The 21,364-nt window shown below is 65.6% G+C and carries 19 protein-coding genes and 1 pseudogene; 7 read left to right on the top strand and 13 right to left on the bottom strand.

All coding sequences use genetic code 11. From position 1 onward, the window contains the following. The 5 genes and pseudogenes from AC1DR7_RS17080 to AC1DR7_RS17060 form a co-directional block, all read right to left on the bottom strand. Positions 1 to 726: pseudogene (locus AC1DR7_RS17080) on the bottom strand (hypothetical protein); the annotation flags it as partial. Between the two features lie 73 nt (positions 727 to 799). Beyond that, positions 800 to 1,201, bottom strand: coding sequence for a hypothetical protein (locus tag AC1DR7_RS17075; protein ID WP_478052539.1), 402 nt, complete (start codon positions 1,199 to 1,201; stop codon positions 800 to 802). A 363-nt stretch (positions 1,202 to 1,564) separates the two neighbouring features. Beyond that, positions 1,565 to 2,275, bottom strand: coding sequence for a hypothetical protein (locus AC1DR7_RS17070; protein WP_478051880.1), 711 nt, complete (start codon positions 2,273 to 2,275; stop codon positions 1,565 to 1,567). A 158-nt stretch (positions 2,276 to 2,433) separates the two neighbouring features. Next, positions 2,434 to 3,816, bottom strand: a complete 1,383-nt coding sequence (locus tag AC1DR7_RS17065; protein ID WP_457321485.1) for an aldehyde dehydrogenase family protein — start codon at positions 3,814 to 3,816, stop codon at positions 2,434 to 2,436. 36 nt (positions 3,817 to 3,852) lie between these two features. Then, complete coding sequence (locus AC1DR7_RS17060) at positions 3,853 to 5,508, bottom strand: acetolactate synthase large subunit (RefSeq protein WP_478051878.1); 1,656 nt, start codon at positions 5,506 to 5,508, stop codon at positions 3,853 to 3,855. A 150-nt stretch (positions 5,509 to 5,658) separates the two neighbouring features. On the opposite strand from AC1DR7_RS17060, the gene AC1DR7_RS17055 reads away from it, so the two are divergent. From AC1DR7_RS17055 to AC1DR7_RS17040, 4 genes are all read left to right on the top strand, one after another. Next, positions 5,659 to 5,979 (top strand): hypothetical protein, encoded by a 321-nt coding sequence (locus tag AC1DR7_RS17055; protein ID WP_457319271.1) that lies wholly within the window; start codon positions 5,659 to 5,661, stop codon positions 5,977 to 5,979. A gap of 114 nt (positions 5,980 to 6,093) precedes the next feature. Further along, positions 6,094 to 7,266, top strand: a complete 1,173-nt coding sequence (locus AC1DR7_RS17050; RefSeq protein ID WP_478076572.1) for a helix-turn-helix domain-containing protein — start codon at positions 6,094 to 6,096, stop codon at positions 7,264 to 7,266. A 111-nt stretch (positions 7,267 to 7,377) separates the two neighbouring features. Continuing rightward, complete coding sequence (locus AC1DR7_RS17045) at positions 7,378 to 9,369, top strand: amidohydrolase family protein (protein ID WP_478076571.1); 1,992 nt, start codon at positions 7,378 to 7,380, stop codon at positions 9,367 to 9,369. After that, a complete protein-coding gene (locus AC1DR7_RS17040; protein WP_478052542.1) occupies positions 9,366 to 10,559 on the top strand; it encodes a dipeptidase in 1,194 nt (397 codons plus the stop codon). Before AC1DR7_RS17045 ends, AC1DR7_RS17040 begins: the two co-directional genes overlap by 4 nt. 133 nt (positions 10,560 to 10,692) lie before the next feature. Here the strand turns inward: AC1DR7_RS17040 and AC1DR7_RS17035 are convergent, their stop codons facing one another. The 5 genes from AC1DR7_RS17035 to AC1DR7_RS17015 all read right to left on the bottom strand — a co-directional run bounded on the left by AC1DR7_RS17035 (position 10,693) and on the right by AC1DR7_RS17015 (position 16,680). Beyond that, a complete protein-coding gene (locus AC1DR7_RS17035) occupies positions 10,693 to 11,964 on the bottom strand; it encodes a carbohydrate porin (protein WP_457319267.1) in 1,272 nt (423 codons plus the stop codon). After that, the gene (locus tag AC1DR7_RS17030) at positions 11,961 to 13,358 is read right to left on the bottom strand and encodes a c-type cytochrome (protein WP_457319266.1); all 1,398 of its coding nucleotides are present in this window, start codon (positions 13,356 to 13,358) and stop codon (positions 11,961 to 11,963) included. The genes AC1DR7_RS17035 and AC1DR7_RS17030 overlap by 4 nt, the downstream gene beginning before the upstream one ends. Beyond that, positions 13,355 to 14,995: a GMC family oxidoreductase gene (locus tag AC1DR7_RS17025; RefSeq protein ID WP_478051698.1), complete on the bottom strand. Its 1,641-nt coding sequence runs from the start codon at positions 14,993 to 14,995 to the stop codon at positions 13,355 to 13,357. The genes AC1DR7_RS17030 and AC1DR7_RS17025 overlap by 4 nt, the downstream gene beginning before the upstream one ends. A 48-nt stretch (positions 14,996 to 15,043) precedes the next feature. Beyond that, positions 15,044 to 15,595, bottom strand: coding sequence for a sugar dehydrogenase complex small subunit (locus AC1DR7_RS17020; RefSeq protein WP_457321401.1), 552 nt, complete (start codon positions 15,593 to 15,595; stop codon positions 15,044 to 15,046). Positions 15,596 to 16,044: 449 nt separating this feature from the next. After that, positions 16,045 to 16,680 carry a DUF2306 domain-containing protein gene (locus tag AC1DR7_RS17015; RefSeq protein ID WP_478052544.1) on the bottom strand — a complete coding sequence of 212 codons (636 nt, stop codon included), beginning with the start codon at positions 16,678 to 16,680 and terminating at the stop codon, positions 16,045 to 16,047. A gap of 200 nt (positions 16,681 to 16,880) precedes the next feature. Here AC1DR7_RS17015 and AC1DR7_RS17010 point away from each other — a divergent pair, with 200 nt between their 5' ends. From AC1DR7_RS17010 to AC1DR7_RS17000, 3 genes are read left to right on the top strand one after another with little or no spacing between them, the layout of a single operon-like run. After that, entirely contained in the window at positions 16,881 to 18,029 is a 1,149-nt protein-coding gene (locus AC1DR7_RS17010) for an SPFH domain-containing protein (RefSeq protein ID WP_256774306.1), read from the top strand. A 21-nt stretch (positions 18,030 to 18,050) separates the two neighbouring features. Beyond that, on the top strand, positions 18,051 to 19,400 hold the full coding sequence (locus AC1DR7_RS17005) for a TFIIB-type zinc ribbon-containing protein (RefSeq protein WP_457319674.1): 1,350 nt from the start codon (positions 18,051 to 18,053) through the stop codon (positions 19,398 to 19,400). Next, on the top strand, positions 19,397 to 19,648 hold the full coding sequence (locus AC1DR7_RS17000) for a hypothetical protein (RefSeq protein WP_478076570.1): 252 nt from the start codon (positions 19,397 to 19,399) through the stop codon (positions 19,646 to 19,648). Before AC1DR7_RS17005 ends, AC1DR7_RS17000 begins: the two co-directional genes overlap by 4 nt. A gap of 188 nt (positions 19,649 to 19,836) precedes the next feature. Here the strand turns inward: AC1DR7_RS17000 and AC1DR7_RS16995 are convergent, their stop codons facing one another. Genes AC1DR7_RS16995 through AC1DR7_RS16985 form a run of 3 tightly spaced genes read right to left on the bottom strand, consistent with a single transcriptional unit; the run spans position 19,837 to position 21,192 of the window. Beyond that, on the bottom strand, positions 19,837 to 20,199 hold the full coding sequence (locus tag AC1DR7_RS16995; protein WP_256774303.1) for a hypothetical protein: 363 nt from the start codon (positions 20,197 to 20,199) through the stop codon (positions 19,837 to 19,839). Positions 20,200 to 20,231: 32 nt separating this feature from the next. Beyond that, positions 20,232 to 20,654: a roadblock/LC7 domain-containing protein gene (locus tag AC1DR7_RS16990; RefSeq protein ID WP_457319673.1), complete on the bottom strand. Its 423-nt coding sequence runs from the start codon at positions 20,652 to 20,654 to the stop codon at positions 20,232 to 20,234. Then, positions 20,647 to 21,192 carry a GTP-binding protein gene (locus AC1DR7_RS16985; RefSeq protein WP_256774301.1) on the bottom strand — a complete coding sequence of 182 codons (546 nt, stop codon included), beginning with the start codon at positions 21,190 to 21,192 and terminating at the stop codon, positions 20,647 to 20,649. Before AC1DR7_RS16985 ends, AC1DR7_RS16990 begins: the two co-directional genes overlap by 8 nt. Positions 21,193 to 21,364 lie beyond the last annotated feature (172 nt).

Below are 21,364 nucleotides of genomic sequence, written 5' to 3'. Positions count from 1 at the left end.
GCCCTGCACCCTCCCCTGCGCTTCGGTTACTTGTTGCTGCATTTGCTCCAATTTTGCCTTGTGCGCTGCCGATTCTGCCGGCGTCAGCTTGCGGCCGTTGTTGATCGCAGGCTTCGGTACATCGGACCACAGCTTTTCCCAGGTAAAGTCGGCAAGCGAACTCATCGATAGTCCGTCCGGGACCAGTTCGAGTCCATTCAAACCAAGGGCTGCCAGTTTCGGTCGCAGTGCTTCGGCCTTAACCACACGATTGACCGAGGCAGTTTCTTTGGCGCCGATAATGCTGTCACTGTTGCAGGCTACATTCCATGCCTGTCGCATCGTATGGCTGCTCGCACTTTGCCAATCGGTGGGCTGGAGATCAATGATCGCCGGATCCTGTTTCATGGACTTTGTGCCGCTGGCCACCCGGAATTCCACCGAATCCGGCGTGTCCAACATGCCGGTTGAATCAGCCTTGTGCTTGGGCGCGCCACGGCCGCGTTTGCTCGGCTTGGGGCATTTGAACTGGAGTTGATATTCCAACCATAGGGGTTGGTCGATCGCTTCATAGACCATTGTCAGATCAATCTGACGGATCCGGTTTGGGCCAGGATTCGTGACATCATCGACCGGCGTGTGGTCGGTCGCCGCGTCATTGGCGTACACATTGACACGCTTTCCGGCTGCACCCTGCATATCGATCAGAAACTCGCTGGCCCCGACTTGCGCCGCGATAGCCATGATGCCCGCGCCGATTACGAGTTTTGTGATTTGCCGTGTCATGAGCGCTTCCTTGTCCGTTTTACCAACTCGCGCTCTACCGCGCACGTACGCTACGCAAGCTTCGGAGCTTCTGCCGGAACCAGGCGCTTCCTGGTCGATCGTGCTGCAGCGATGCTAAGCATCGGCAATGGCTCTGGCAACCCCCGCCCCCCTCCAGCGCCTGCGCCGCGACCAGGGTTTCGCCGATGGATTCTGTTGCCTTGGCTGCCATGCCGGCAGGAAGGCCGCCGGGTAGTTCGATGGCGTTGCTGTAGCTGGATGCCAGCACCAGCCCAAATCCGGTGATGCCCAGGCCCGTACCCAAGTCGTAGCGGGTGGCTTCCAGTGCCTTGGCTGCCCCGGCTTTCTCTTCAGGTGCACTGCCCATGATCGCAATGGACGACGCAGTCAGGCCGATGCTCAATGAGATGCCCAGCGCAGCCAGCAGAACAATCACCCACTGGCCTCCCTGGACAAGCAGTCGGCCAAGTTCCGCAATTCATGGCGCCAAATTGCGCGGTCCACGGTCAGCTAGGACGAAACGGTTGCGATAGGGCCAAAGGGAGAGGCAGCGCCGGGTGTTGCGTTTAGGCATAGGTGCGCACGCAACACTTGGGTGCATGCGTAGCACGCAACGGACTTCACGCTTTTCCAGGAGGAAATTCCTGCGATTTCAGGCGTTCTGCGTGCGCAACGCGATGGATTTGTACCAAGAATGCGAAATGGTAGAGGGCTCGTCCTTCAGCCTTAGAATTCGCGGAGCGCCCAGGTGCACAAGCTTGCGCACGACGCGCCACAACACAACCTTAGGCTACGCCAGCTAACGCGCTCTTGATGGCGCCGCTGACTGCTTCCGCGTTGTCTCCAACTTCTTGACGTTGCCTGTGGGTATCAGAATGGTGGTCTTACGCACTGGGTCCCACAAGGCATAGGTATCACCCAGTCGGCCAATGAGATTGAGATCGCTGAGGGTGTCGCTCTCAATGGTCACGGTTGACAGGTGCTTGGCCTTTCCATCGATGATGGCACGCGCGCGTTCGCTTCCTAGCCAGCTTGACGCGATCGATACATAGACCAACATCGATACGCTGTACACCAGCCACGGTGACTTCTTGACGGCACCAGGCACGACCGGGGATAGCGTCACCACCAGCAGACATCCAATCGTCAACAGGATGCCAATCAGCAAAACCCACGCGCCGGCCCACCAGATGATCGCGCCCAGGCCAGCGAAGAAAAGAACCGGCGCGAGCCACGAGAGTCGATTGCGCATTGTGGTGGTGCCGGTGAGCTTGACCTCCAGCCAGCCCCCAAACAACAGGGCAACCAGCATCAAACCCAGCACCGTGCCGATACTTGTGAGCCCGGTCAGCGCCAGTTCGCCTACTGCAACGAACTGGAACGGGTCCAGGCCGAATTGACTCCAGTACGCCCGCAGATACAGCGCGCCTTGAATCAGACCAAAGGTCACGCATGCCGATCCCCAGCCCGCCACATCGGCAAGGGACAATTCCTTGTGTACGCGCTCCACTTACTCTCCTTCTTGCCAGGCCAAACGACCTCGCGCTGCAGAGGGCATTAATGTGACGCATCACGGGCGAGGCCGTTGCGCCACTGTGATATGCCCCCGTCGCATCACTCTAGCCAAGCCCGTCCCAAGTGCACAAGGCTCCTCCCCTGCTCACCCCATCAGCTCCTGCGCATCAGGATCATCTTCTCCTGCGACATGTCCCGCATGGTGTACGGAATGCCGCCGGTGCCGTAGCCCGACTCCCTGCGCCCTGCAAACGGCATCCAATCGGTGCGGAACGCAGTCGGGTCGTTGATCATCACGGCTGAGGCATCCAGCCGGTTGGCGGCGCGCATGGCGATGTCGATGTCCTGCGCGAAGACGCTGGCCTGGAACGCGGTCGGCAAGGAGTTTGCGCGCGCGATCGCTTCGTCCAACTCGGCATAGCGATACACCGCCACCACCGGCCCGAAGACTTCCTGCGTGGTCACCCGTGCGTCGCTGGCCGGGTCGAGCAGCACGGTGGGCTGCAGCGTGGTCTCGGAGAGGCGCTTGCCGCCGGTGGCAAGCTTCGCGCCGCCGCGTACCGCCTCGTCAATCCAGTCGGCGACGCGGTCAGCCTCGCGCGGCAGGATCAGCGGGCCCACGTCGGTGTCCTGCAGGGTCGGGTCGCCGGTACGCAGCCGTTCTACCCGGGCGATGAGGGCCTGGGTGAAATCGTCGGCAATGGCGTTGTGGACGAAGATGCGCTGGGTGGACACGCACACCTGGCCGGCGTGGTAATAGCCGCCCTTGACGATCGGTTCAATGATCCTGGCCAGGTCGGCGCTGCGGTCGACAATGGCGGGCGCAACGCCGCCGTGCTCCAGCGCCGAACGTGCGCCGTGTGCGAGCTTGGCATGCAACGACCACCCTACCCTCGCCGAGCCGATGAAGCTCAGGAAGCCAATGCGTTTGTCGGTGGCCAGGGCCTCGGCCAAATCGTTGCCCTCCGGGATGAAGCTCTGGCACCACGGTTCGGGCAGCCCTGCCTCGTGCGCCATCGCCACGAACTCCAGGCAGGACAGTGGCGTTGCCGAAGCGGGCTTGATGATGACCGGGCAACCGACTGCGATGGCCGGGGCAACCTGGTGGACGATCAGGTTCAGCGGGTGATTGAACGCGGAGATCGCCGCGACGATGCCGATCGGCTCCCGGGTGGTGAATGCCCAGCGTCCCTCCGATGCGGCCGACAGCCCCATCGGGATCTCGCGACCGGCGAAGTTGCGTAGTTCGTCCGCGGCGTTGTGGACACCATCGATGGCGCGCGTGGTCTCGACGATGGCATCCGGCAACGGCTTGCCGCCCTCGCGTGCAATCTGCAGGGCGAGATGGTCGCGCCTGGCCTCCATCAAGGCGGCAAGCCTGCGCAGGATCGCGATGCGCTCGTGCGGCTTGAGCCAGCCGTCACGGTCCTTGAACACCCGCTCGGCGGCGCTGAGCTTGTGCTCCAGGGCTGCGGCAGTGTCGAAACCGATGTCGGTGATCGGTGTGCGGTCAAACGCCTGGACGACGGTCAACATCCTGGACTCCTTTTTTCCAACGGTATGCGGTGGCGACTATTCGCAGCTCACGTCCGGCGTGCGGTTGCGCAGTTCATCCACCAGCACGCGGGTGTTTTCGGAATAGTCGATCGGTACATCCAGCAGGTGCACGCCACCGCCCGCGAAGGCCGCCTCGATCATGGGCGCCAGTTCGTCGACGGCCGTCACCCGGCTCCCCTTCGCGCCGTAGGCCTCGGCATATTTCACGAAATCGGGATTGCCAAAGCGCATGCCGAAATCCTCGAAGCCATCCACTGCCTGCTTCCAGCGGATCATGCCGTAGGCACTGTCGTTGAGGATCACCACGACCAGGTTCAGTCCCAGCCGCACGGCGGTTTCCATCTCCTGCGAGTTCATCATGAAGCCGCCGTCGCCGCACACGGCCATGACGCGGCGCTGTGGGTACAGCATCGCCGCCATCATGGCGGACGGCAGGCCGGCGCCCATCGTGGCGAGCGCATTGTCGAGCAGCAGTGTGTTGGCCACGTGCGTGCGGTAGTTGCGGGCGAACCAGATCTTGTACATGCCGTTGTCGAGGCAAACGATGCCATCGTCTGGCATGGCCTGGCGCACGTCATGCACCAGCCGTTGCGGCGTGACCGGGAAGCGGTCCTCCTCCGCGCGGTCGTTGAGCCGGGCGAGGATCTTCTGGCGCAGGTCGATCATGCCCTCGTCGGCGGACAGGCGGCCTTCGAGCCGCCCGGCCAGGGCGTCAACCGAGGCGCCGATATCGCCCAGCACCTCGATATCGGGGTGGTAGACCTGCTCGACCGTGGCGGACTGGAAGCTGACATGGATCACCTTCGGCCCGCCGCTGCTCTTCATCAGGAACGGCGGCTTTTCGACGGTGTCATGGCCGATGGCGATGATCAGGTCGGCGCGGGCAATGGCCTCGTGCACATAGTCGCCCTCGGAGAGTGCGGCCGTTCCCATGTACAGGTTGGAGCCGCCGGTGACGGCGCCCTTGCCCATCTGCGTGTTGAAAAACGGCAGGCGCGTGCGCGCCACGAATGCGGACAGCGCCTCGGTGAGCCATGGCCGGCTTGCGGCTGCGCCGATCATCACCAGCGGCCGTTTGGCCGCGAGGATGGCCGCTTCTGCCCGGTCCAGTGCGGCAGGCGGCGCGAGGGGACGATCCAGCGGGTGGACCGGAATGACCGGAACATCCTCCACTTCCTCGCCCGCGACATCCTCCGGCAGCTCCAGGTGCACCGGCCCGGGGCGTTCTTCCATCGCCACGCGGAAGGCATCACGCACCATCGCGGGAATGGCCGCCGGGCTGACGATCTGGCGTGTCATTTTCGTGAGCGGCTTCATCGACGCCACGATATCCACGATCTGGAAGCGGGCCTGCTTGGCGCTCATCACCGCCTTCTGGCCGGTGATGAGAATCATCGGCCACGCGCCCAGATGGGCATACGCCGCACCGGTGGAGAAATTCAGTGCGCCCGGACCGAGCGTGGCCAGGCATACGCCGGGCCTGCCGGTGAGCCGGCCGTGGGTGGCGGCCATGAAGGCGGCCGCCTGCTCGTGGCGGGTGAGGACCAGTTCGATGCCCGAGTTCCGGAGCGATTCCAGAAAATCCAGGTTCTCCTCGCCCGGTACGCCAAAGATGCGGTCTACGCCTTCGTTCTCCAGCGCCTTGACCAGTAGATCCGAGCCCTTCTGCATCGCGTCGATCCTTGTGGTGAGGATGGGGTCACTATACTCCGGGGGGAATCGCCTCCCGTGTGTGCCGATGCCGCGCCTGCCCGACAGGTCTGCGCGATACTGTGCGCCGTTCTTCGTTGGGGTTGGTATGAACAGGGATGTTGAAGCATGTTGAACCTACGGCTGGCGCAGCGCTGGGAGCGTCTGGGTAAACGCGATACCGAGGTCGGCGTGATGCTGCTGTTCGCGCTGCTTGCCGCGCTGTTTGCCTGGGGCGCCCATGCCATGGCCTATCCGGAGCACGGCTGTGTGCGGATGGGCAAGGGCAACAGTGGCCCGCTCGAGTGCGACCCGCGCCGACTGCTCGACAATGCGCGCGTGCTGCTGTTGCTCGGCGCGCTCAGCACCCTCCCCCTCTTCTACATCCTGGGGACGTGGATCAAAGACATGGCGCGGCCATTGATGCTGGAAAATGAACGGCACGACGGCTGACAGCCGATACGAACGTCGGCCCCTGCGCCTGCGGACTGTGTCAAGGTGCAGCTCGGTCGACATCGCCCGTTGCTGTCGTCGCCATTTTCGTCCTGGCATGAGGCACATCCGCCAATGACCCCGCTCACCACCCTGGCGTTCGCCGCACAGTCGATAACGGTCGGGATCACGGCACTGACGATGGCGCTGGCGCTCCGTGCCGGTACCCGCACCAGTCACCTGCTCGCTGCGTTCTTCGGGACGCTGGGTCTGTCGATGTTCGCCAGTGCCGTGCTCACTGGCTGGCAGGCGTGGCTGCCGGTCCCCGCCGTTGCCTGGCTGCAGGTGATCAACGTCGTTCCGGTCTATCTGACCGGTCCACTGCTGTACGCCTACGCGTCGAGCCTGCTGCCCGGGGTTGCCACCCGACCGAAGGCTTGGGCGGGCTGGCATTTTCTGCCGTCCGCGCTGGTCGCTGTTTTCATGCTTGCGCTGGCGGTCTGGCCGGCGCTCGTCGCGTCGGGTCCGGGTGCGGCAATGCTCCAGGTGATCGTCCATGCCTGGGTGGCTATTACGGTGCCCTACCTCGCCCTCTCCGCCTGGYGGCTGCGTGACGCGCCGCGCCGCCTCGAAGAGGTTTCCGCCGATGAGGCGAGCCTGCGGATCGCCTGGCTTCGCCATCTGATCACGGTGATTGCCGTGCTGTGGCTTATCGTGGGCCTCGAGCGGATCAGCGTGGAAGTCAGCGCCAGAACCTGGCACTGGCCCGGCGCGGTACTCGCCGTGGTCATGATGGTGGTCACCTACCTGCTCGCATGGGGCGGGCTGCGCCTCGGCGTGCTGATGCCGGCAGACTTGCTCGATGAACAGGCGACACCGGCAGAATCGGCCGATCCCGCCGCTCGCTATGCGCGCTCGGGCCTGAGCGAGCCCGAACGCGCGCAGATCGCCGCCGACCTCGGCGCGCTGATGCGACAGCACGGCCTGCACCGTGATAGTGAGCTCGACCTGGGGCGGCTCAGTGAACGCAGCGGCTGGTCGCCCAACTACATCTCCCAGGCATTGAACCAGCAGCTTGGGCAGAATTTCTTCGAGTTCGTCAACGGCTTCCGGATCGCCGATGCCGAGCACTGCCTGGCCGATCCCGGTGATCCGCGCTCCGTTCTGGATATCGCCCTGGCCTGCGGCTTTGGCAGCAAGTCGACCTTCAATACGGTCTTCAAACGCATGACCGGCCTGACCCCTACCGCGTTCCGGCGCCGTGCGTTGACGTCCGATCCGGCCGGATTGAACGGCCCGGCCGTCTGATCCCACCGGCTCGGGCGCCGCCAGCCCGATGCACTGCGAGCCTGCGGCCTCGGTCGGCACAACCCGTGCCTGCGTCGAGGGAATCCCATGCACAAGCTTGCTGTCCTGTTGTTGCTGTTCGTCAGCGTGACCGCCAATGCGGCGGCGGCGCGCGAGGATCACGTGCTGCTGCAAGGCAATATCGCCGGCAAGCAAATCGTCAAGGCCGCAGCTGCCGGCCGGACAGAGGTCGAGTACCGCTACAACGACCGCGGCCGCGGGGACGACATAAAGGCGCAGTGGCGCCTGGACGGCAACGGGCTGTTGATCGACTACCAGGCCCAGGGCAACAACTACACCAAGGCCAAGGTCAGCGAGACGTTCTCGCTGCGGGACGGCCGGGCACGCTGGAAAAATGCCAGCGAACAAGGCGACCGGGCGCTGACCGCGCCCGCTTTCTTCCTGCCGATCTCGGCCCCGCCGGAGATCCAGGGCGTGCTGCTCCGCGCCTTGCTGAAGGCGCCAGGGCAGCGCCTGGCGCTGTTGCCATCGGGTGAGGCGCGCGTGGAACGCGTCGGCACGCTGCAACTCCAAAGCCAGGCTGGCCTCGTCGAGCTGACCCATTACCGCATCAGCGGACTGGGCTTCACCCCCGCCTCGGTATGGCTGCATGCCGATGGTCGCACGGCGGCGATCACCTATGCATCGGGCTGGGTCGCCATCCTGCCGGCGGCGCTCAAAGCCAGCCTGCCCCAGATCGTCGCCGCCCAGGAGCGCGCCGATGCGGAATGGTCGGCAACGCTGGCGCGCGATCTTACGCACCAGCCGAAGGGGCCGCTGCTGATCCGCAACGCGCGCGTATTCGACCCGCGCGATCTCACCGCCACGGCGGGCACCAGCGTGCTGGTGGACGGCGAGCGCATCATCCGGGTGGCCGCCGACGGACGGATAGACGCGCCCGCCAACGCCGAGGTCATCGACGCGCACGGACGGTTCCTGCTGCCGGGCCTGTGGGACGTGCACAAGCACTACGCCGAAGCCGATGGCCCTCTCGATATCGCCGCGGGCATCACCAGCAGCCGCGACCTGGCCAACAACACCGACAACTTCATCGAGCGGGTCATGCGGTTCGATGCCGGCACCGAGATCGGGCCGCGCGTGTCGATGGCCGGCTTCATTGACGGGCCAGGACCGTTTGCCGGGCCGACCAGGATGCTGGTCAATACACCCGAGGAGGCCCGCAAGGCGGTCGACTGGTATGCCGACCATGGCTATGTGCAGATCAAGACCTATTCCTCGCTGAAGCCCGAGCTGTTTCCGGTGATCGCCGACCATGCACACGCACGCGGCCTGCGCGTCAGCGGCCATGTGCCGGCCTTCGTATCGGCGCGACAGTTCGTCGAGGGCGGCACCGACGAGATCCAGCACATCAATTTCATCTTCCTCAATTTCATGTATCCGCGGGTGCAGGAGACGCGCAACATGAAGCGGCTGACGGAGATCGGCGAGCATGCCTACGAGTACACGCCGGACCAGCCGGAGGTTCGCGAGTTCATCGCGTTCCTGAAAGCGCACCACACTGTTGTGGATCCCACCCTCGCCGTCTTCGAGGATTTGTCCGGCGACCCCAACGATCCGGTACCGCCAGGCCTGCGTCCGATCGCCGCCCGGCTGCCGCCCCAGGTGCAGCGCAACTTCGGCTTCGACCCGCTCCCGGTGCCGAAGGGCCAGGAAGCAGCCTATGCCAAGGCATTCCCTGCGTTGATGCGCATGGTCAAGGCCCTCCATGATGGCGGCGTCACGCTGATGCCCGGCACCGATGGGCTGGCCGGCTACCTGTTGCACGCCGAGCTGGAGATCTACGCCCGCGCCGGCATTCCCAATGCGGAAGTGCTGCGCCTGGCGACGCTGACGCCGGCCCAGGTCATGGGCGTGGACAAGGATCGCGGCGTGATCGCGCCAGGCAAGCTGGCCGACATGGTGCTGATCGATGGCGATCCGCTCAACGACATGCGCGATATCCGCAAGGTAGAGCTTGTATTCAAGGGTGGCAAGATCTTCGATCCGGCAGCGATCGAGCAGGCACTCGGTATCCAGCCGCGCAAGCCGGTGCAGGTCCAATGAGCCTCTCCATCGATGCCGCCACGCGCGAGGCGCCTGCCATTGAACCGTCGCGACGGCGCTTTCTTGGTGCCTGCGCACTCGGCAGCGCAGGCGCGCTGCTGTTGCCGACGCGTGCAGGCGCCGCCGCGCCGGCAACAGCCGCCCGCTCGCAGTGGCCTGGCTACCTTCAGGCCACGGTGATCGATACCCTCAACGGTGGCCCGCTCGACCCGCAGGCCGAGGCCGAATATGCACCGTTGGACGCTCGCGTGCTGGCCGACGCAAGGGCCTCGGGACTGACCGCCTGCAACGTAACGGTCAGTGGCGTCGGCAGTTACCTCAACGACTATGCGCTGACGATGCGTGCCATTGCCTACTGGAACGGCGAACTGGCGCGCCATGCCGATGCGCTGCGCCTGGTGCGCACCGGCGCGGACCTTGCCAACGCAAAGCACAGCGGACGGCTCGGCCTGATCTATGGCTTCCAGGATGCGACGCCGTTCGGCGAGGACCTGGAACGCTTCGAGACCTTTTACGGTCTTGGCGTGCGCATCTACCAGCTGACGTACAACCGGCGCAACCTGGTCGGCGACGGCTGCCTGGAGGCCGCCAATGCCGGGCTCAGCCAATTCGGTCGTGAGCTGATCGAGCGGCTCGATGCCGGTCGTGCCTTGATCGATCTCTCACATAGCGGCCAGCGCACCGCACTGGAGGCGATCGCCGCGTCCAGGGGTCCGGTCACCATCAGCCACACCGGCTGCGCCGCCCTCGTCGACCGTCCGCGCAACAAAAGCGACGAGGAGCTGCGCCTGCTCGCCGGCCGTGGCGGCGTGGCGGGCATCTACCTGATGCCCTTCCTGCGCAAGGAGGGACAACCGACGGCGGCGGATCTGATCCGCCATATCGAGCACGCGATCAATGTCTGCGGCGAAGAGCACGTCAGCCTGGGTTCGGACGGCATCATCCCGGCGATCGATCTGACCCCTGAGTACCGCAAGGCCTTCCGCGCATTTGTCGAGGAGCGCGTCAAGCGTGGCATCGCCGCGCCGGGAGAGAGCGCTGAGGTAGTCAATTTCCTGCCCGACCTCAATCAACCCGATCGCTTCGACCGCATTGCGCTCCTGCTGTCCCGGCGTGGGCATCGTGACGCGCGCATCGAGAAGATACTGGGCGGCAACTTCGCGCGGTTGTTCACGGACGTATGCGGGTGACCCGATGTCCGCCCCCTGCCCTGCCCCGCGCGGGGGGCGGCTGTGCACACGAAAACGGCAGGCCGGTGCACCGGCCTGCCGTGACATGGACGTCCAGACCCTTACCGGCAGGCGGTGGCCTGTACCGACCGGCTCAAAGCGTTGCCTGCGCCTGCAGCGTGAACACCCAGCTGTCCGGACGGCTGTCATATGCACCGGGCCGCGCCACGTACTGCACCGACGGCCGCAGGATCAACCACCGCGTGACCTGCACGCCATAGTTCAGCTCGACGAACTGCTCGTTGCTCTGCACGTCCTTGCCGGTCACCTGCTGGTACCGCGCAAGCCGGTCGGAGATGTCCAGCCGGTTCCAGGCCAGGCTCAGCACGTCGTCTTCCCGCGATGCCACCACGCCGCGCCAGCTCACGCCGGCTTCCCACGCGTAACGCATGAGGCCGGTCTTCGCGTCGGCGCGGGTGGCTACGCCGAACACCGACAGGCCACGCACGGTGTCGCCCTCCGGCTTCAACACGCGCTGCGCGACCTGCACGTAGGAGCCACTGCGATGCGACGCCCGTGGCGCGGGGGGATCGCCGATGTCATCCGCATTGGAGGTGTCCAGGTAATAACCGACCTTGTAGGTGCCGCCGTAGTCGTAGCCGGTCTTGCCGTGGCTGTAGCCCACCTCGACGGGCAGGAACAGGCCGGTCTTGCCGCGGTCGGAAACGCGGAAGCCGCTGCCGGCCTGCTTGCGCGTCGGCACGACGTCATAGATGCCGGTCTGTGCATACCAGCCTGACGGGTCGTTCCACTTCACCCGCAGGCCCCACTGGCCGGTCGGATTGTCCAGCCAGCCGGAACTGTAGATCGGGCCCAGCGGATGCCCGCATTGACCATTGTTGTTGAAGTTGCAGGTATACGGCAGGCCGCCGAAGTCATTGCCCATCGAGTAGAAGCCGCCCTTGAGGCTCAGCCGCTTGTCCAGCAGCAGGCGTTCGTAGGACAACTCGTTGAAACGCAGGTTCTGGCCCTGCCCGTAGAAGGCCTGGTTCTGGATGTAGGACCCCGTGGAGCGCTCATTGACCGCATTGCCGAAGCGGTCGGAGGACACTACCCGCAGCGTGCCGTCGAAGCCGAACGCTTTGCCGGTGTCGATCATCGCGCCCAGGTCGATGTGCTCGGCCGTGGACCAGCCCTTGCCCTTGTAGCCGGCGCTGTTGACGCCGCTGGCGATGACGATGCGTGCGCTCGGGGTGATGCCCCGGTCCTGCAGCCACAGTCGGGCCGCCCAGTCCGCGCTCAATGGGGTCTGGGTGATGGTGTCCACCGTCTTGGGCTTGGGCGCATCGGCGTCGGCGGCCCAGGCGGGCAGGCTTGCGGTCAAGGCCACGAGCCCTGCACAGATCATCAAGGAGGTGCGCTTCATGCCGCGGCCCTCCGGTTCCTGCGCGTGCGCCAAGCGCGGCGCACCAGCAGGAGCACGCCCACCAGTACCACTGCGCCCAGGATGAGCAGCGGTAGCCACAGCCGCCCGATCTTGGCCAGCAGCGGCTTTTCGCCCCCGGCGCGGATGAGCGCGACCTGCGCTGCGGTGACCTGGTCACCCGGCCCGAACTGGGTACGCACGTAGGTCGCGACCGCGGCGATGTCGTCATCGCTCAGGGCCTGTACGTAGGAGCCTTGGGAGAAATGCGGCATCAAGGCGTGCTCGCCATTCACGTCGCGGTCGATGCCGCCGATGATGGTCGCCACCAGGTTCTGCGGACGGGTCATGCCCACGGTGGTGTTGTGCACCAACGAGGGGTAAACCCCATCCTTGCTGCCCTCCCCGCGCGAACCATGGCAGCTAGCGCACAAGCCCGAGTACAGCACCGGCCCGGAGGCCAGGGGGGCATCGGTGCCACGCACCGGTTGCTCGCCCGGTGCCTTGGCGGCATCGCCCCAGGCGAAGGCAGCGCGGGTGGCGTCCTTGTCGACCACGGGCGGTACGGTGCGCAGGTAGGCCACGATGGCGCTGATGTCCTGGTCCTGTAGTTTGGACAGGCTGTTGCTCACGGCCTCGGCCATGCCGCCGCCCGCCTGCGCCTTGCCGGCCACGCGGCCGGTTTTGAGATAGCGTGCCAGCTCCTCATCGGTCCAGCCGCCGATACCGCTGATCGGGTCGGAGGTGATATTGGGCGCATACCAGTCACCCAGCGAACCGCCGGCGAAGGCCTTGCCGCCCACTTCCTGCATCATCAGGCCGCGCGGGCTGTGGCAGCTGGAACAGTGCGCCAGGCCTTCCACCAGATAGGCGCCGCGATTCCACTGCGCATCCTTGCCCGGATCGGGTTTGAAGGGCGTCTTGTCCAGGAACAGCAGGTTCCACACCGCCATGGACGTGCGCACACTGAAGGGGAACGGCAGCTCGGTGCGATGCGCCGCCTCGTTCACCGGTGCCACGCCTTGCATGAAGTAGACATACAGCGCGTGGATGTCCTCGTCGGTGAGCTTGGCGTACGAGGTGTAGGGCATGGCCGGATACAGATGGGCGCCGTCCTTGCGCACGCCCTCGCGGACCGCTTTGGCGAAATCACGCTCGCTGTAGGTGCCGATGCCATGGGTCTTGGACGGGGTGATGTTGCTGGCCCAGATTTCGCCCAGTGGCGAAGCGATGGCGTAGCCACCTGCGTACGGCTTTCCCTGCTTCGGGCTGGTATGGCAGGCCACGCAGTCGGCGGCGACGGACAGGTAGCGGCCGCGTTCCAGGGTCTCGTCGGCGCGTGCGGTTTGGCTGACGCCTGTCAGCATGGCCAGCGCGATGAGCAGCATCGTCTTCATGCGGCACGCTCGATGGCGTCGGCCGCGCGCAGTGCCAGCGCGGCCATGGTCAGGGTGCTGTTGACCACGCTGGCCGAGACCATCGCGCTGCCACCGGGCAGCCACAGGTTCGGATGGTCATGTGCGCGGCAATCGCCATCGACCACCGAGTCGCGCGGATCGGCGCCCATGATGGTCGATCCCATGATGTGGTTGTTCGCATTGAGCGAGGTGGTGATGACGAACTCTTCGGCGTTGAACAGCGTGCCGATGTGTCGCAGCTGTTCGCAGGACTTGTCGTAACCCTTGCGTGCGTAATCGCCCAGCGAGTAATGGATGTCCGGGCAGGCCAGGCCGTGGCCATCCACGCGGGTGGTGGAGAGGGTCAGGCGGTTGGTCGGATCCGGCAGGGGTTCCAGGCTGATCGACAGGTCCACGCCGTAGATCGCGCGGCGGCGGATTTCCGCGTCCAGCGCGTCACCGGTCAACCCCATCTTCAGCGCCTGATCGGTGGCGACGGGCACGCGGCTGATGTTGTTGAGGATGATCTTGGTGGCCGAGTACTGCGACCGGAACGCGCCGTCGCGCGGCCCGACCATGCAGCTGGACTGCGCCGGCCCCCGGCCCAGCCAGATCGGCCGATCGGCGATGAACGAGCAGTGGAAGCCGGAGTGATCCAGCATGTTGCGCCCGACCTGATCGGACGAATTGGCGATCCCGTTCGGGTTCTGTTCGTTGGCCGCGAGCAGCAGCAGGCGCGGGGTTTCCAGCGCGTTGCAGGCGATCACGAAGCTGCGCCCGGTGGCCTTGTGGCTGACCTTGTCGCTGTCATACCAATGGATGGCCGTCACCCGGTTCTGCGCATCGGTGTCGATCCTGTAGGCCACCGATTCGTCCAGCACCTTGGCGCCCAGGGCCTCGGCGGCCTGGACCGTGTGGACGCCGTTGTACATGGCCCCGATCGGGCAGATCGGCTGGCAGTTGTTGTTGCCGCAGCAGGCAGGCCGGTCATTCCACGGCTTGATCATGCGCCCCTGCGGAATCGGCACCAGGTTGTAGCCGTGCGGATTGACCACCTCGGCAAATACCTTGTCGCCGTTGCCCCACGGAATCATGTCGGCCAGGTAGGGCTTGGAGCGCTCGGACGGGCTCTGCTGGGCCGGGTCGTTCGGTCCGGACACGCCCATGGCTTCTTCGGCGCGGCAGTAGTACGGCTCGATGTCTTCGTAGCTGATCGGCCAGTCGCGACCGACGCCGTAGGCGGTCTGCATCTTGAAGTCCACCGGCAGGTGCCGCCAGCACGACGCGGCCCAGTGCCAGGTCGTGCCGCCCACGGCCTTGATGAAGCCCTGGTGGAAGCTGCTGGCATCGGGGCCGGTCAGGCCGACGTAATCGTTGGCCGGAAAGTACAGCGGCGCGGTGGCGAACTTCGATTGCGGGTACGGCCCCTGGAAATCGCTACCGATGCGTCGCTCGAAGCTGGCGTTGCGCCAGTTCTCGACGACGTCGGAACGGTTCAAGCGAGGGCCGGCCTCCAGGATCAGCACGGATTTGCCAGCGCGGACCAGCTGGTGGGCRATCAATGCGCCAACGACGCCAGAACCGACGATCACGACGTCGGCATCGACGTCGCCATCACGGAAAACCGGAGCTTTCATGAGGGGTATCCAGATCAATTGCAGGAAAAGAAGATGACCGCGCAGGTGTCAGGCGCGTGCTCGGATCGGTGCGGGCGGCTCGGCGGTCCACCATGCGGGCCCGCCCTGGGCGTAGGTCGCCGGGAACAGGCCATCCTCGGCAGGGCGCTGCATCAGCGCATCGCGATAGGACACGGTGACGGCATGGACGCCTTTACCCACGGTGCCGGTGTACCAGGCGGTGATGATCGCCAGCGCCGCCGGCCTCGCGTCGCCGGCCGCAGCCAGCAGTGCCTGCGCCCCACCCGTCCGGGTCGCCAGCGCGATAAGCGCGGGAAACCGGGCATGGACGTCGGGCTGCAGCGTGGCAAATGCCTTTTCGATCCGGTCAGCGGTGGCTGGGTCCAGGTCGCGCTTGTCGGTGAGGGCTTCGGACAGCCGGAGGAAGGCGGCATTGGCGTCGGTGGCGGGCGCAGCATCGGGTGCGGTACTCACCGCCGTCGCAGGCATTTTCCCGTGGCAGGCCGCAAGCAGCGAAGCCGAACCCATGGCCAGAAGGAAGTGCCGTCGCGTCAGGCCCCGTGCCTGTCGACCTGCTTCCAGTCCCTCGGGAATACGCATGTTGTGGACTCCGTGCTCCGTGACGTGCTCGGCTCCCGACCCGTACATCACGGGACGGACGAGCGCCGACGCGGCATACCTTACAGCATGTGACTGTCGTCACGGAGTGATCGAGACGGCGTTCACGGACCGCCGACGGTCCCGTGGCTACAACTCGGGGTCTGATCATTACTGGAGACGGGCCATGCGAATCGCGGTGTTGAGTGCCGTCGCCCTGCTGACATTGTCGGCCTGCAGCAAACCCGAGCGGACCGATCAAGGCCAGCACGCCGACGCCATCGAACAGCCGGCCCCTGCGCCTGCCCCTGCCGCAGGCAACACGGCCGCACGCAACGTGCCCGGTGGCGGAAGTGGTACTGCCGCGTCCGCACAGCAGGACTCCGGCGCCGCGTCTGACGCGGCACCGCCGCCGCCCAAGCGGTAGGGCTCACCTGCTGCCGTGTGCGCCGTTACGCGGTATCGCGTGCCAGCATGGGTTCCAACGGCGCTGCAGTGGAACCATTGAAGCAAAGCTCTGCGACCAGCAGGTTTGGAACCCAGCATAGCCATGCGATCACCGGGTAGGCGAAGTCAAAGGGGATCCCGGCGACCATCGAAGACGGAAGGTAGATGCGCAATGTCACGGCGGCCAGCGTCAGGGCGACATTGCGCACCATCCATTTGCGGTGTGCAGCGACCGCGCCGCCCCGGATCGCCATGTAGGCCCGCAGGCCGGTGTACAGCCAGAGAACGGCAAGGCAGGCGAAGCCGATTTTCGCCGCTACCCCGCCGAACGCGAACGTGGCCATATAGAGCCCGGACAGTCCGCCCAGCAGGACGCCAACGCTCAGGTAAATACGCCCCATCCAACGGTGGGCACCGGTAAACCGCTTTCGCAGGCGTGCGGAGAACTGGAATGGCCCCAACGCCAGCGCGACCGAAGCGGCGAACACATGCATATAGATGCCCGCCCGGTGACCGAGGAAGGACGCCTTCATGTCCGGGTGGACCAGGCTGCCCAGTGGCAGCAGCGCATAGGCGATGATCGCGTAAGCCGCCACGGCCAGTGACAGGACGTAACCGCATGCCGTGCCGAATCKCTTCATGAACGTTCAGTGCCCGTGGGTTCGACCCTCTTTGGTCGATCGCGATGCTGCCCCTTTGCCCGGGCGGCGTCAATCATCGCTGCGAGGCGTCCGGGCGGGCCATGCGCCGTGGCCCGCTCCCTTTCCCCTCCCCAGCTGCTGATATAGTCGCTCCAGCACGACGGGCACCCCGCCCGTCCTCGGAATACAGGGAGTTGGTCATGGGTCTGGTACAGGCGGTGAAGGGTGCGGTTGGCGGTGTTCTGGCCGACCAGTGGAAGGATTTCTTCACCGTGCCGGCCGGCCTGCCGTCGACGGCAGCGCTGTTTGCCGCGGTGCCGCGCGGTACCAATGCCGGGCGCGGCTCGAACACCAGCGCGTCGTCGAACATCATCACCAATGGCTCGAAGATCGTCGTGCCCGAAGGCTACGGCCTGCTGCTGTTCCAGGACGGCGCGGTGACCGGTTTCGTTGCCGAACCGGGTGGCTATGAATGGCGCTCGGACGACGCCAACTCGCAGTCGATCTTCGCCGGCGACGGGCTGGTCGGCCCGCTGATCAAGCAGAGCTGGGAGCGCTTCAAGTTCGGCGGCCAGCCGGGCTCGCAGCAGGCGGCGTTCTTCGTCTCGCTCAAGGAGCTGCCGGACAACCGTTTCGGCACCCAGTCGGAAATCTACTGGGACGACGGCTTCCTGGGTACGCAGGTCGGCGCGCTGACGCGCGGCTCGTACACGCTGAAGATCGTCGACCCGATCCTGTTCGTGAAGAATTTCGTGCCGGCCAGCTACCTGCAGCCGGGCCAGGTGTTCGACTTCACCGATCTGGACAACGCGGCGGCCAGCCAGCTGTTCAATGAAGTGGTGGGCTCGCTCGCACCGGCCTTCAGCCTGTACACCAACGATCCGGGCAAGGGCAATCGCATCACCAAGCTGCAGCAGGATTCGCTTGGCTTCGCGCAGAGCCTGTCCGCTGCCGTCGAACAGGGCTACCAGTGGAAGTCCGATCGCGGCCTGGCCATCGTCAAGACCGCGATCGTGTCGATCGAATACGACGCCAACACCCGCGAACTGCTCAAGACCGTGCAGCGCGCCGATGCGCTGGCCGGTTCGCGCGGCAACTCGAACCTGCAGGCCAGCGTGGCCCAGGGTATCCAGTCGGCCGGCGAGAACGGCGGTGCGGCCGGGCTGGTGGGCGTAGGCATGGCCTCGGGCATGTTCGGTGCCGGCAACCTGCAGCAGCCGGCGACCCCTGCGGCCCCGGCGGCGGACGACCCCGTGGCCAAGCTGAAGAAGGCCAAGGAAATGCTCGATCTGGGCCTGATCACCCAGGACGACTACGACAAGCTCAAGGCCAAGGCGCTGGGCCTGTAAGACGCAGGAAGCGCGCAGATCATGTCCGATTCCCGAATCCCGCCGCCGCTGCCGTCGTCGGCCCCGCCTCCGTTGCCGCCTGCGCCGCCCACGCCCGTGAGCGGCCCCGGATCGCCGCGGGACGTGCCGCCGTTGCCGGGCACCTTCCCGGTCGACCCGTCCACCCTGCCCCCGCCGATTCGCGATGAATTGCTGGCGCCGGACCCGGTTGCCCTGGATACGTCCGCCGAAGAACTCAAGGACGGCCTCAACCGCTGCCCGAAATGCGGCTCGACCGATGTCCGGCTCAAGCTCGGTACCGACGTACTGGTCTGCCAGTTCTGCCGCAACGAGTGGCATGGCACGCTGGTCGAGCAGGCGTTCGGGCTGGGCGATGGCATCGACCAGCTGCGCGGCACGGTCATTGCGTCGGGTGCGCGTGACATCCAGGCCGATACCGCCAGCCTGATGAGCTTCAAGTGCACCGGCTGCGGCGCCGAAGTCACCATCAACACCGAGAGCACGATGACCGCACGCTGCCACTGGTGCCGCCATGTGTTCGGGGTCAACGAACAGGTGGCCAACGGCGCGGTGCCCGATGCGGTACTGCCGTTCAAGGTGAGCAAGACCGATGCCGTGGCGCGTATCCGCCAGTTCGTGGACAAGCGCCGTCTGTTTGCGTTGAAGGCTTTCAAGAACGAGTTCACGCCGGAAAATGTGGTGGGCGTGTACCTGCCCTACATGATCGTCGACAGCAACGTCAGCGCCGCGGTCGCCGGCAAAGGCGAAATCCTCACCCGCGAGTACACCCGTGGTGAGGGCGACAAGAAGAAGACCTACTACGACGCCGATGTGTACCGGGTGGAGCGGGAGGTGGACTTCACCGTGGACGACCTGCCATTGGAGTCGTCGGCCGAGCGCGGCAACCTGGACACGCGCACCAATACCAACAACATCATCAACACGATCCTGCCGTTCGACACCAAGAACGCCTTGAAGTGGAACGCCTCCTACCTGATGGGTTTCACCACCGAGAAGCGCAACCTCGACGTGGAGAAGCTGCGCCCGCGGCTGGAAGACCAGCTGCTGTCGATCGCCCGCGCGCAGGTGGAGGGCTCCGTGCGCCGCTATGACCGTGGCGTGCGCTGGGAGCAGGAGCGGCTGGACGTGCACGGTACGCGCTGGGTGTCGATGTACCTGCCGGTGTGGCTCTACTCGTATCACCAGCCCGGCCGCAACGGCGGCATGCTGCACTACATCGCGGTGAACGGCCGCACCGGTGAAACCATGGGCAGCGTGCCGGTGCAGCAGTGGAAGCTGCTGTTGGCCGCGCTCGCCACCGGTACGATCATCGAAGCCCTTGTTCTCTTCTTCCTGGTGGCCTCCTCATGAGCGATGACAGTGGACTCTGGTTGCTGGCCGCGGGCCCGSCCAGCGCGACCGCGTTGTACTGGGCGCTATACCGGTACTACCGCAATACCGACAAATCCCACGCCTTCGAGCGCGAGACCTTGGTGGAGGCCAAGCCGGTAACCGGCTCGGACCATCGGGTCGATACCATCACCGGCACCCAGGAAACCCGCATCCGCGGCGACAACGTGCGCGCCTACCGCACCCGGGTGATGCGGGACAGCAGCTGACCCCCGGAGCTGTCGGCGCTGTCGGCACGATCGTGACCCCGCCCAGCACGTGGCCGTCGGCGTCGGTCGACGATCGGGCGTTTTCCGCCCGTGGGCGGCGCGCAACCAAGTGCCGTGCCCGCCCCTTCCCCGGGCGGACACGGCATCCCCATTCTCGCGCCAGGCGGGCGTAGCGACGCCCGACCGGGTTACAGCTTCAGCGAGCCTTCCACATCCAGCACGGTGCGACGCGCCAGTGCCAGGTTGGCTTTCTGGCGGTCCAGTACCACGTAGAAGAACAGGCCTTTGTTGGAGGCCACCGGACGCAGCACGTGGTACGCGCGGCCCAGGGTGATCAGCATGTCTTCGATGACGTCGTTGAGCTTGAGCGACTCGGCCGTCTTCATCTTGGCGCGCAGCACTTCGGTGTTGCCGGCCGCGGCCAGTTCCATGTCCACGCCGGAGCCGGCTTCGCCGAGCAGCATGCCGCTGTCGTAGTCGACCAGGGCCACGGCCTGCGCGCCATTGATCTGCATCAGGGCGTCGAGGCAATCGGTGATGCTCTTGTTCATTCTGTTTTCCTTATCAAGTGGAGGTGGGTCAATCAACGTGTTCGGGTGTCGGCCGGCATCGCGGCGGTGAGGCGGCGCACGCACTGTTTGGCGTGCCACAGCACCTGCCCCATCGCACTGGTCTGGTCGCAGGCGGCCATCAGCAGTTGCGGCGGCTGCACGGGGATGGTCAGCATCAGCACCTTGCCGTGCGCCGCTTCCAGGATCAGCGCACCGAGCGAGCCGATCACCAGCTCGCGACCGAGCGCTTCGGCCAGCGCCAGCATCGAGCTGGTCATCGCGGCAAGGCGGCTGACGGTCTCTTCTTCGCGGCCGACCTGGGCCAGGGCGAAGCCGTCCAGGCTGGCGACCACCACGCCCATCAGGCCGTCCACGTCGTGTACGAGGGTGGCCAGGTGCGCGTCGACCTGCTCGCGCACCGCGCCGCTTGCCGGCAGGCGGGCTGCATCATTCATCGCAGGCCACCAGGGTTTGGCATTCAATCTGACTCATCAGTACATCCATCACGGTAAGAACCTGCATCGGATCGCGCGGATCCACCATGACGATGGGCAGCGCTCCATCGTCGTGTTCCAGCCACTGTTCGCAGGCGGCGCGCTGCGCCGGGGCGGCATCGTCCATTCGGGTCACGCCCATTACCACCGGCAGCGGCGCGGGGTGGCGCTCGACCGCGTCCAGATAGGGCTGCACCTGCTGCTGGGGTAGCCCGGCGTGGGCGTTGACCAGCACGATCGCGCCACTGGCACCTTCGAGCAGGATCGGCCACAGGAAGTCGAAACGGGTCTGACCGGGCGTGCCGTACAGCCGCAGCCGGTCGCCGCCCGGCAGGTCGATGTCGCCGTAGTCCATCGCCACGGTGGTGAATGGTTTGTCGGCGCCCGGGTCGGTGTTGCGCACCTCGGTAGAGACCGCCCTGCCCTGTGCCAACGCCTGCACCAGGGTCGACTTGCCGGCGCCCATTTCGCCCAGCACCACGATCTTGTATTCACGCATTTCATCGACTCCAGCGGTTACGCACATCACGCCACATCCGGGCCAGCGCATTGCTGGCAGCCGGCTTGGCGGGCGCTACGGTCAGCGCCGGCATCGGGGCAGCACTTGGATGCGCATAGCCGCTGATATAGGCGGCATTGAAAAAGGCCTGGACCTCCACACGGGGCAGGCC

This window comes from Stenotrophomonas sp. P5_A9, from assembly GCF_056400525.1.
This window is presented reverse-complemented; position numbering and strand designations above follow the sequence as displayed.

What these genes read in the sequence shown, in the direction of transcription:
- AC1DR7_RS17065 (WP_457321485.1), bottom strand. Translation starts at nt 3,816, where the DNA reads ATGTTGACCGTCGTCCAGGCGTTTGACCGCACACCGATCACCGACATC.
- AC1DR7_RS17060 (WP_478051878.1), bottom strand. Translation starts at nt 5,508, where the DNA reads ATGCAGAAGGGCTCGGATCTACTGGTCAAGGCGCTGGAGAACGAAGGC.
- AC1DR7_RS17040 (WP_478052542.1), top strand. Translation starts at nt 9,366, where the DNA reads ATGAGCCTCTCCATCGATGCCGCCACGCGCGAGGCGCCTGCCATTGAA.
- AC1DR7_RS17035 (WP_457319267.1), bottom strand. Translation starts at nt 11,964, where the DNA reads ATGAAGCGCACCTCCTTGATGATCTGTGCAGGGCTCGTGGCCTTGACC.
- AC1DR7_RS17030 (WP_457319266.1), bottom strand. Translation starts at nt 13,358, where the DNA reads ATGAAGACGATGCTGCTCATCGCGCTGGCCATGCTGACAGGCGTCAGC.
- AC1DR7_RS17020 (WP_457321401.1), bottom strand. Translation starts at nt 15,595, where the DNA reads ATGCGTATTCCCGAGGGACTGGAAGCAGGTCGACAGGCACGGGGCCTG.
- AC1DR7_RS17010 (WP_256774306.1), top strand. Translation starts at nt 16,881, where the DNA reads ATGGGTCTGGTACAGGCGGTGAAGGGTGCGGTTGGCGGTGTTCTGGCC.
- AC1DR7_RS17005 (WP_457319674.1), top strand. Translation starts at nt 18,051, where the DNA reads ATGTCCGATTCCCGAATCCCGCCGCCGCTGCCGTCGTCGGCCCCGCCT.
- AC1DR7_RS16995 (WP_256774303.1), bottom strand. Translation starts at nt 20,199, where the DNA reads ATGAACAAGAGCATCACCGATTGCCTCGACGCCCTGATGCAGATCAAT.
- AC1DR7_RS16990 (WP_457319673.1), bottom strand. Translation starts at nt 20,654, where the DNA reads ATGAATGATGCAGCCCGCCTGCCGGCAAGCGGCGCGGTGCGCGAGCAG.
- AC1DR7_RS16985 (WP_256774301.1), bottom strand. Translation starts at nt 21,192, where the DNA reads ATGCGTGAATACAAGATCGTGGTGCTGGGCGAAATGGGCGCCGGCAAG.